Annotated in this window: 7 protein-coding genes; all 7 read left to right on the top strand. The window is 75.8% G+C overall.

The window, feature by feature from the left end:
• A partial coding sequence (infB, locus tag ACFV1W_RS32305; protein ID WP_380420809.1) for a translation initiation factor IF-2 occupies positions 1-2,642 on the top strand: 2,642 nt, incomplete at its 5' end.
• A 167-nt stretch (positions 2,643-2,809) separates the two neighbouring features.
• Positions 2,810-3,106, top strand: a complete 297-nt coding sequence (locus ACFV1W_RS32300) for a DUF503 domain-containing protein (protein ID WP_030289887.1) — start codon at positions 2,810-2,812, stop codon at positions 3,104-3,106.
• Positions 3,107-3,259: 153 nt separating this feature from the next.
• Positions 3,260-3,703: a 30S ribosome-binding factor RbfA gene (rbfA, locus tag ACFV1W_RS32295; RefSeq protein WP_380420808.1), complete on the top strand. Its 444-nt coding sequence runs from the start codon at positions 3,260-3,262 to the stop codon at positions 3,701-3,703.
• 2 nt (positions 3,704-3,705) lie between these two features.
• Complete coding sequence (locus ACFV1W_RS32290) at positions 3,706-4,809, top strand: bifunctional oligoribonuclease/PAP phosphatase NrnA (RefSeq protein WP_380420807.1); 1,104 nt, start codon at positions 3,706-3,708, stop codon at positions 4,807-4,809.
• A gap of 46 nt (positions 4,810-4,855) precedes the next feature.
• Entirely contained in the window at positions 4,856-5,785 is a 930-nt protein-coding gene (truB, locus tag ACFV1W_RS32285; protein ID WP_380420806.1) for a tRNA pseudouridine(55) synthase TruB, read from the top strand.
• Between the two features lie 211 nt (positions 5,786-5,996).
• A complete protein-coding gene (locus tag ACFV1W_RS32280; protein WP_380420805.1) occupies positions 5,997-9,608 on the top strand; it encodes a serine protease in 3,612 nt (1,203 codons plus the stop codon).
• A 65-nt stretch (positions 9,609-9,673) separates the two neighbouring features.
• Entirely contained in the window at positions 9,674-10,618 is a 945-nt protein-coding gene (locus ACFV1W_RS32275; RefSeq protein WP_380420804.1) for a bifunctional riboflavin kinase/FAD synthetase, read from the top strand.
• The last annotated feature ends 124 nt before the right edge of the window (positions 10,619-10,742 follow it).

The raw sequence follows: 10,742 nt of genomic DNA, 5'->3' as shown, positions 1-10,742 counted from the left end.
CCCAGGCCCCGCGCCCGGCCGGCCAGGCCGGCGGCGCCCGTCCGGGCCCGCGTCCGGCCGGCCCGCGTCCGGGCAACAACCCGTTCACCTCGGGCAGCGCGACCGGTATGGCCCGTCCCGGCGACCGCCGTCCCGGCGCGCCGGGTGCCCGTCCGGGTGCTCAGGGTGCGCAGGGCGACCGTCCGCGTCCCGGTGGCGACCGTCCGCGTCCGGCCGGTGCGCCGGGTGCCGGTGCCCCGCGTCCGGGCGGCGACCGTCCGCGTCCGGCCGGTGCGCCGGGTGCCGGTGCCCCGCGTCCCGGTGGCGACCGTCCGCGTCCGGCCGGTGCGCCGGGTGCCGGTGCCCCGCGTCCCGGTGGTGCCCCCCGTCCCGACGGCATGCCGCGTCCGGCCGCGCCGCGTCCCGGTGGGCCGACCCCGTCCGGCATGCCGCGCCCGAACCCGGGCATGATGCCGCAGCGTCCGGCCGGCCCGCGTCCGGGTCCGGGTGGCCGCGGTCCGGGTGGCCCCGGCGGTCGTCCGGGTGGTCCGGGCGCCGGCGGTGCCCGTCCCGGCTTCCAGGGCCGTCCGGCCGGTCCGGGCTCGCGTCCGGCCGGTGGCGGTGGCTTCGGCGGCCCGCGTCCCGGTGGCGGTGCCCCGGGTGGCGGCGGTGGCTTCGGCCCGCGTCCCGGTGGTTTCGGCGGCCGTCCCGGCGGCCCGGGTGCCCGTGGTGGTACGCAGGGCGCCTTCGGTCGTGGCCCGGGCGGTCGCCCGGCGCGCGGTCGCAAGTCGAAGCGGGCGAAGCGCCAGGAGTACGAGGCCATGCAGGCCCCGTCCGTCGGCGGTGTGATGCTGCCTCGCGGCAACGGCCAGACCGTTCGCCTGTCGAGCGGCGCCTCGCTGATGGACTTCGCGGAGAAGATCAACGCCAACCCGGCCGCGCTCGTCTCCGTGATGTTCAACCTCGGTGAGATGGTCACCGCGACCCAGTCGGTCTCCGACGCGACCCTTGAGCTGCTGGCCGGCGAGATGGGCTTCCAGCTGGAGATCGTCAGCCGGGACGACGAGGACCGCGAGCTGCTGGAGTCGTTCGACATCGACTTCGGTGCCGACGAGGGCGACGAGGACCAGCTGGCCCCGCGCCCGCCGGTCGTCACCGTCATGGGTCACGTCGACCACGGTAAGACCCGCCTGCTGGACGCGATCCGCAAGTCCAACGTGGTGGCCGGCGAGGCCGGTGGCATCACCCAGCACATCGGTGCCTACCAGGTGGCGACGATGGTGAACGGCGAAGAGCGCCCGATCACCTTCCTCGACACCCCGGGTCACGAGGCGTTCTCCGCCATGCGTGCTCGTGGTGCCAAGTCCACCGACATCGCGATCCTGGTGGTCGCGGCCAACGACGGTGTCATGCCGCAGACGGTCGAGGCGCTGAACCACGCCAAGGCCGCCGGTGTGCCGATCGTGGTCGCCGTCAACAAGATCGACGTCGAGGGCGCCGACCCGACCAAGGTCCGCGGCCAGCTGACCGAGTTCGGCCTGGTGGCCGAGGAGTACGGCGGCGACACCATGTTCGTCGACATCTCCGCGCGCCAGGGTCTGCACATCGACCAGCTGCTGGAGGCCGTGGTCCTGACCGCGGACGCCTCGCTCGACCTGCGGGCCAACCCCGACCAGGACGCGCAGGGCATTGCGATCGAAGCCCACCTGGACAAGGGCCGCGGCGCCATGGCGACCGTCCTGGTCCAGCGCGGTACCCTCCGCGTCGGTGACTCGATCGTCGTGGGCGACGCCTACGGCCGCGTCCGCGCGATGCTGGACGAGAACGGCAACAACCTCAGCGAGGCCGGCCCGTCCCGTCCGGTGCTGCTGCTCGGTCTGACCTCGGTGCCCCGCGCCGGCGACAGCTTCATCGTCGTCGACGAGGACCGCACCGCCCGCCAGATCGCCGAGAAGCGCTCGGCCCGCGACCGCAACGCCGCCTTCGCGCAGCGTCGGGTCCGGGTGTCCCTGGAGGACCTGGACAAGGCCATCGCCGCCGGCTCCATCGAGCAGCTCAACCTCATCATCAAGGGTGACGTCTCCGGTTCGGTCGAGGCCCTTGAGGACGCCCTCGTCAAGCTGGACGTGGGCGAGGAGGTCGAACTCCGGGTCCTGCACCGCGGTGTGGGTGCCATCACCGAGTCCGACGTGGACCTGGCGATGGGCTCGGACGCCATCATCATCGGCTTCAACGTGCGCGCCGAAGGCCGTGCGCGTGCGGCGGCCGAGAAGGAAGGCGTGGACGTCCGGTACTACTCGGTCATCTACCAGGCGATCGAGGAGATCGAGAACGCCCTCAAGGGCATGCTCAAGCCGGAGTACGAGGAGGTGCGCCTCGGCGCCGCGGAGATCCGCGAGGTCTTCCGCTCCTCCAAGTTCGGCAACATCGCCGGTGTCCTGGTCCGCGACGGCATCATCCGCCGCAACGCCAAGGCCCGCCTGCTGCGCGACGGCAAGGTCGTGGCGGAGAACCTCTCCATCGAGGGTCTGCGCCGCTTCAAGGACGACGCGACCGAGGTCCGCGAGGGCTTCGAGGCCGGTGTCACCCTGGGGTCGTTCAACGACATCAAGGTCGAGGACATCATCGAGACCTACGAGATGCGCGAGAAGCCGCGCGCCTAGTCGGTGTCAGCCGGGGCCGGTCGACGGGTGGTATTTCCGTCGACCGGCCCCGGTCTCGCTGTGTAGGGTCCGGGGTGTTCGGAAGTCACCTTCCGACGGTCCCGGCGCGGGCCCGGTCCGGGCCGCGCCTTCCCCGAGGCCTTCCAGGTCGGCGAGACCTGTCATACATGTTCGTGGGAACACTCACCTTCGACCTGCTGCTGGGCGACGTCCACTCGCTCAAGGAGAAGCGTTCGATCGTGCGGCCCATCGTGGCCGAACTGCAGCGCAAGTACAGCGTGTGCGCTGCCGAGACCGGGAACCAGGACCTGCACCGCCGGGCCGAGATCGGCCTGGCGGTGGTCTCCGGCGAAGCCGGGTACGTCACCGAGGTCCTGGACAGCTGTGAGCGGTTGGTCGCCGGCCGCCCCGAGGTGCAGCTCCTCTCCGCGAGGAGGCGCTACCACAACGACGACGACGAATGAGGGCTGTGGAGCCGGCCGGCGGAAGTCGCCGTTCTCACACAGATCAGGACCGAGAGCGCCCGCAAGGCCGGGCGCGGGCCGGTACTTTGGGGCGTGGGCCCCGACGGGTGCGCAGCTCGCCCGGGTACCGGGCCCACTGCACGAGGAGGCAACGTGACCGACACCGCAAGGGCGCGCAAGCTCGCCGACCGCATCCAGGTGGTCGTCGCCCAGACCCTGGAGCGGCGGATCAAGGACCCGCGACTGGGGTTCGTGACCATCACCGACACCCGGGTGACCGGCGACCTGCGCGAGGCCACCGTCTTCTACACCGTCTTCGGTGACGAGACCGAGCGCGAGGCCACCGCGGCCGCGCTGGAGAGCGCCAAGGGCGTGCTCCGCTCCGAGGTCGGCAAGCAGACCGGGGTGCGCTTCACCCCGTCGCTGACCTTCGTCGCGGACGCGCTGCCGGAGAACGCCCGGAACATCGACGACCTGCTCGACCGGGCCCGCACCTCCGACGCCGCCGTGCGCACCCAGGCCGCGGGGGCGACCTACGCCGGCGACGCGGACCCGTACCGGGTGCCGGCGTCCGAGCGTGACGACGAGGACGAGTAGTCATGGCGGGTGAGTCGGCGCAGGCCGCCTCGCGAGCCGGAACGACCACGGGGGCGTCCTCCACCAGCACGGTGGAGGGTGCCCTCGCGGCGCTCCCGGGGCCGCGCGCCGAGGAGAGCGGCTTCGAGCTGGTCTGGCAGCAGGTGGTGGCGGAGATCGGGCGGGCCCGTTCGATCGACCTGATCTGCCACATCTGCCCGGACGGCGACGCGCTGGGCTCCTCGCTGGCGGCCGCCCTGGCGCTGCGCGCGCTGGGCAAGCAGGTGCGGGTGTCCTTCGGCGACGACCCGCAGATCGTGCCCGAGTCGCTGGCCTTCCTGCCCGGCCAGGAGCTGATCGTGCCGGCCGCCGAGGTGCCGGACGTCCCCGAGCTGGTGCTCTGCTTCGACGTCGCCGCGCAGAGCCGGCTGGGCCTGCTGCACGACAAGGCCTTCGCCGCGCCCGTCCTGGTGGTGTTCGACCACCACGCCTCCAACCCGGGCTTCGGCACCCACCAGCTGATCGACCCGTCCGCGCCGGCCACCGCCGTGCTGGTGGACGAGCTGCTGCGCCGGCTCGGCGTCGAGCTCGACCAGGCCCTGGCCACCTGCCTGTACACCGGGGTCGCCACCGACACCGGCTCCTTCAAGTACCGGGCCACCACGCCCGCGACCCACGAACTCGCCGGGCGGCTGCTGGCCACCGGCATCCGGCACGACCTGATCTCCCGACAGCTGTGGGACACCTCCTCCTTCGGCTACCTCAAGGTGCTCGCGGCCGCGCTGGACCGGGCCGTCTACGAGCCGGAAGCGGCCGGCGGGCTGGGTCTGGTGTGGACCTGGGTGCCGTACCAGGACCTGGCGCTGTTCAGCGTCACCGTCGAGGAGATCGAGGGGCTGATCGACATCCTGCGCCGACCGGCCGAGGCCGAGGTGGCGCTGGTGCTCAAGCAGGACCCGGACGGCACCCTGCGCGGCTCCTCCCGCTCCAAGGGCGCGGTCGACGTGGCCGCCGCCTGCGCCGAACTGGGCGGCGGCGGGCACGTGTTCGCGGCCGGGTTCAGCGCCCGGGAGGACGTCGGCGCGGTGGTGGAGCGGTTCCGGGGTGCGCTGCGGCCCCTCCATTGACCATCCTGTCCTGAGCACCTCCCGCACGTCCCAGAGAAAGAACTCGATGAAGCGCAAAGGCACCGGCCCGGACGGCCTGGTGATCGTCGACAAGCCCGAGGGCATCACCTCCCACGGGGTCGTCGCCAAGATGCGGTGGCTGGCCGGGACCAGGAAGGTCGGGCACGCCGGCACGCTGGACCCGATGGCCACCGGCGTGCTGGTGATCGGCGTCGAGCGGGCCACCCGGCTGCTCGGCCACCTGATGCTGACCGCCAAGACCTACGAGGCGACCATCCGGCTCGGCCAGACCACCGTGACCGACGACCGCGAGGGCGAGGTCACCGCCTCGACCCCGGCGCAGGGCGTCACCCGGGAGGCGATCGACGCCGGGATCGCCGCGCTCACCGGCGAGATCATGCAGGTGCCGTCCAAGGTCAGCGCGATCAAGATCGACGGCAAGCGGTCGTACGCCCGGGTGCGCGAGGGCGAGGACTTCGAGCTCGCGGCCCGGCCGACCACGATCCACTCCTTCACCGTGCACGAGCAGCGCACGGCCGTCGCCGAGGACGGCACGCCGGTGATCGACCTCGACGTGACCGTCGAGTGCTCCTCCGGCACCTACATCCGGGCACTGGCCCGCGACCTGGGTGCCGGGCTGGGCGTCGGCGGGCACCTGACCGCGCTGCGGCGCACCAAGGTCGGGCCGTACGGGGTGGAGTCGGCACGCACCCTGGAGCAGCTGGAGGCCGCCGTCACCGGCGAGCCCGCCGCGCCGCTGGAGGTGCTGCCGATCGCACAGGCCGCGGCGGCCGCCTTCCCGCGCTGGGACCTGGACGAGGACTCGGCGCAGAAGCTGTCCCACGGCGCCCGGCTGAAGGCGCCCGGGCTGGGTGCGGACGGGCCGATCGCGGTGTTCGGGCCGGACGGGCGCTTCCTCGCACTGGTCGAGGAGAAGGGCGGGCAGGCGAAACCGGTCGCGGTCTTCGTCGGCTGAGCCGGTCGTTCGCGTGTGAACCCCGTCGGGAATCCCGGCGGGGTTCACCTGTGCGGGCCCTTCACCCGAACGGGGGGCATCACCCGCCCGGGGGAGCGCACGAGGTGAACGACCGTGGTGAGCGGCGCGGGTGCGGTGGGGGCGCTCCCTCGGCGGGCAGGCTCCCGGCGGCGAGCGGGCGACGGGCCCGGGCGAGGTCGAGGGGGCGTTCATGCCGGGGTTTGCGGAGACCGATCCGGAGCGGTACCTGCTGCGGATCCGCGACCTCAACGGGCGGCTGCACGGCTTAGGGCTCGTCGCCGACCCGCAGGGCGGGGTGCTCACCGCGCACGAGGCCGTGGCGGGCCTGGACCGGGTGGTGCTGCACACCCCGGGTGGCCAGACCCGGGTGCTCGGCCCGGACGCGGTGCTGCCGTTGCCCGAGCACGGGCTCGCCGTGCTGCGCACCGACGCGGTCGGCGGGCTGCCGGTGCCGCCGTTGCCGGTCGCGGCGGTGGGCGCGGGGCACGAGGTGCTGCTGGCCGCGCTCACCGGGGAGGACGGCCGGGCGGTCGTGCTGCGCTGTGGGCTGCTGGGCGTCAGCGGCGCCGCGTACGGCGGGCACGCACTGGCCGGGGTGCTGGTGCTGGACGTGCCGGCGGTGGGCGGGGTCGTGGTGCCGGCGGGGTCGCCGGTGCTGGACGCCCGCAGCGGCGCCGTGGTGGCGCTGGCCGCGCCCGCCCTGCGGGGCGGGGCGCTGTCGGCGGTCACGGCCGTGGGCGGGGCGCTGTCGGCCGTTCCGGCCGGGGGCGGGGCGGTGGTCGCCGAGGAGCTGGCGGGGCTGCTGGCGCGCAACGCGGCGGCGGTGCCCGGCTACGGGCCCGCGCTGAACCTGGCCGGGGTGCTGCGGCTGGCCTCCTCCCAGCTGGCCGCCGCCGGGGCCGGGCCGGGCCGGGTGGCCGGGCTGGCCGCCGACCGGGTGGACCGGCCGGACGGGCCGTCCACCGACGAGCCGGAGGCGACCGTCACCGTCCTGGTCGGCGCCCCCGGCAGCGGGCGCTCCACCGAACTGGCCGCGCTCGCCGTCCGCCGCTCCGGCGGCGCCCGGCCGCTGCCCACCCTGTGGCTGCGCGGCGCGGACCTGCGAGCCGAGGACCGCTCGCTCGCCGAACCGGTCGAACGGGCACTGGCCGCCGCCGCGGCCGAGCTGGGCGTCCCGGCGCCCGCGCCGGAAACGGTGGCGGCCCTGTGCGCGGCGGCCGGACGCCCGCTGCTGGTGATCCTGGACGGCCCCGAGGAGGCCCCGGCCGACCTGGACCCGCGCTGGCTGCGCGGCGCCGGCCAGTGGCTGACCGGCTGTGGGGCACGGCTGCTGACGGCCTGCGGCGAGGAGTTCTGGGAGCGGCTGGCGGCCGAGCCGTGGGGCGGCGGGGCCCCCGGCGTCCCACGTCAGGCCGAACCGGGACCGGACGGCGACCTGGCCAGTGCCCCCACCGTCCGGATGGACGGCGCGGGCCCCGGAGCGCCGAGCCTGGTCGCGCAGCGGCTCGGCCCGCTGCCCGCCGAGGCGGCCGAGCGGGTGCGCCGCCGCTACGGCCTGCCGCCGGGCCGCCCGACCGCCGCCGAGGATGCCCGGCACCCGCTGGCCGTACGGCTGGCCGGGGAGCTGTGGGCGCAGGGCCTGCACGACGGGGCGGCGCGGCGCGGCGACCTGTTCGGCGCCCACCTGGACCTGCGCTGCCTGCGGGTGGCCCAGCGCCTCGCCGAGGACGGCCGGCCGCGCCGCCCCGGCGCGCACCGCCGGGGCACCGCCCGGGCCGCCGGACCGCGCCAGCTGCGGGTGCGCCGGCTCGCGGCGGCGGTGGCCGGGCGGGTGCACGAGGCGGCCCGGCGGATGCTCGGCGAGGAGCCGGGCGCGCTGGGCCGGGAGGCCTTCGAGGAGCTCTTCCCGGTCGACGGCGGCTGGGCCACGGCCGTGCTCGCCGAGGGGCTGTTCGTCCCCGCCGGGCCCGGATTCCGTTTCGCCCACGGAGAGTTCGCCGACTGGCTGCAGGGCCGGCACCTGGACCTGGACGCGGCGCTGCGGATGCTGCTCGGCGAGGCGGAGGACACCCCGCCCGGGCCGGAGGGCTCAGGCCCGGCCGTCCCCAGGCACCGGATCGGCCCGGTCGCCGCCGCGCTGCGCCGGGTCGCCGAGACCTGGGGCGCGGCCGCCCTCGACCCGTGGCTGCACCGGATCTGGCGCGCGCTCGACCTGCGCCCGCCGGGCAGCGAACCCGCCTGGTGGGCGGCCCGGTTGCTGACCGCCGGACTCACCGCCAGCCCCGACCCGGTCGAACACCGGGCACTGCTTGACCAGTTGGCCCGCCGGATCGCCGAGCGGGCGGCCGGCGCGGGCGGCGGGCAGGCGCTCGACGGGCGGGCGCTCGACGGGCAGGGTCGCTTCGGCCCGGAGTTCTGGACCGGCCTCGGTCTGCCCGTCGAGGCCGAACTCGCCCTGCTGCGCCGCCTGGTGGCAGCCGACGGCCCCGAGCAGCGCTTCCTCGGCGCGGTCGTGCAGCGGCTGCGCGCCGACCCCGTCGCGGTGTTCCCGCTGCTCTGCGCCTGGTTCGGCGACCCGGGCGGACGGCCCGGCCGCCCGGGCGTCGCGGTCGCCGACCTCGCCCAGGACCTGCTGTACGCCCACCGGTGGCTGGCCCTGGACGAGTTGGCCGACGCACTGGCCGACGCGGCGCACCCGAGGGCGGACGCGCTGCTCGCCGTGCTCGCCGCCGAGGAGCCGTCCGCGCTGTGCCGCGCGGTGGACCGCTGGAGCCACGACCCGAGGCCCGAACGGCACGTCGCGGCCGCCGTGCACGCGCTGCGGACCGCCCCGTACGCCGGCGGGGCCGGGGCCGAACTGCTGCGCTTCGGCGCGCTGGCCCTGCTCGCCCGCGAGGACGAACCGGGCCTGCACGGCGCCGCCCTGGCCCTGCTGGTCGCCGACCCGGTGACCCGGGCCGGGCACCTGGACGCCGCCCTCGCCCTGCACCGGGCGGGCGGCGACGCCTTCCTCACCCCGTACGCGCTGGCCCCGGCCCTGGAGAGCGACCCGGAGCCCGTCCTGGCCGCGCTCGCCGACCGGCTGGCGTCCCCCGGCGCGGCCCCCGCCGAGACCCTGCTGGTGCTCGCCGACGCCCGCGCCCCGCTGGCCGCCCGGCGGGGCGCCGAACTGGCCGCCCGGCTGCTGCGCGAGCAGCCGCAGCTGGCCGGGCCGGTCGCCGTCGACTACCTGGGCCGGCGCCTGCGGCAGGCCGCGATCGACGGGCCGGCCGCCCGGCTGGAGCTGCGGTTGCTGCTCGGCGCCGCGCTGGCCGCCCGGACTGCGGAGGTCCGCCGGCCCTTCGCCGAGGTGCTGTCCGCCCCGGTGGCCGACCCGGCGGCGGACGCGCTGCGCTGCGAACTGCTGGACGCCCTGCTCGCCACCGAGACCGACCGGGTGGTGCTCACCGCCGCCGTGGAACGTCTCGCCGAGCACTGTGCGGCCGAGAACCCGGCCCGGGCCCGCGCCGTGCTGGCGCGGACGACCCCGGGGCTGGCCGACGCCGACGACCTGCTGGTGCGCTGCGCCGGGCGCTCCGCGGCCTTCGCCCAACTGCTCGCCCAGTGGCCGGGCGACGCCGCCCCGACCGCGCCCGACGGCCCGCGGCTGGCCCGGATGCGGGCCCTGGTGACCGCCGGACGGGACCCGCAGTACGCCGCCGCCGAGGCCGAGCGGACCGCCCCGGCGGAGACGCCGCGCACACCGGTGCGCTCAACCCCCATTCCGGTGCCTGAGCCGGGGCAGGCGCATGGCACGCTATAGGGGTTCGGGTTTTGAGCGTTTGAGCGTACCGAGAGTACGCACCGTACGGAACGAGGAGCAGTCGGGTGCAGCGCTGGCGTGGCCTGGAGGAGATCCCCGCTGACTGGGGACGCAGCGTCGTCACCATCGGCTCGTTCGACGGGGTGCACCGCGGGCACCAGTTGATCATCGGGCGGGCGGTCGAGCGGGCCCGCGAACTCGGCCTCCCCTCGGTCGTGGTGACCTTCGACCCGCACCCGCGCGAGGTGATCCGCCCGGGCAGCCACCCGCCGCTGCTCGCGCCGCACCCGCGCAGGGCCGAGCTGATCGCCGAACTCGGTGTGGACGCGGTGCTGGTGCTGCCGTTCACCGCCGAGTTCTCCAAGGAGTCCCCGGAGACCTTCGTCCGGCAGGTGCTGGTGGACGCGCTGCGCGCCCGGGTCGTCATCGAGGGCCCCAACTTCCGCTTCGGGCACAAGGCGGCGGGGGACGTCGCGCTGCTCACCGAGCTGGGCCGGGCGGACGACTTCGAGGTCGAGGTGGTGGACCTGCAGGTGTGCGGCACCGCCGGGGACGGCGAGCCGTTCTCCTCCAGCCTGACCCGCCGCCTGGTCGAGACCGGGGACATGACCGGCGCCAACGAGGTGCTCGGCCGCCCGCACCGGGTCGAGGGCGTCGTGGTGCGCGGCGCGCAGCGCGGCCGCGAGCTCGGCTACCCGACCGCCAACGTCGAGACCGTGCCGCACAGCGCGGTCCCGGCCGACGGCGTGTACGCGGGCTGGCTGACCGCCCAGGGCGAGCGGATGCCGGCGGCGATCTCGGTCGGCACCAACCCGACCTTCGACGGCACCGCCCGCACCGTCGAGGCGTACGCCATCGACCGGGTCGGCCTGGACCTGTACGGGCTGCACGTGGCCGTGGACTTCCTGGCCTACCTGCGCGGGATGGAGAAGTTCGGCTCCATCGAGGCGCTGCTCGACCGGATGGCCGACGACGTCAAGCGCGCGCGTGAGCTGACCGACGCCGACTGACGGCCGTCGCAGAACCGTGGGCGGCGGCGCCCCCCCCGCCGCGGCCGGCACGGCCCACCACAGGGGGGGGGGGGTCGGGGGGGGGGTCGAAGCCCCCCCGCGCGGGGGGGGGGGGGGGGGGGAC

Origin of the sequence: Kitasatospora sp. NPDC059648 (genome assembly GCF_042734825.1) — a bacterium.
In the GTDB taxonomy this organism is placed as follows: Bacteria; Actinomycetota; Actinomycetes; order Streptomycetales; family Streptomycetaceae; genus Kitasatospora.
Note: the sequence above shows the minus strand (reverse complement) of the source record. Positions and strands in the feature narration are given on the sequence as shown.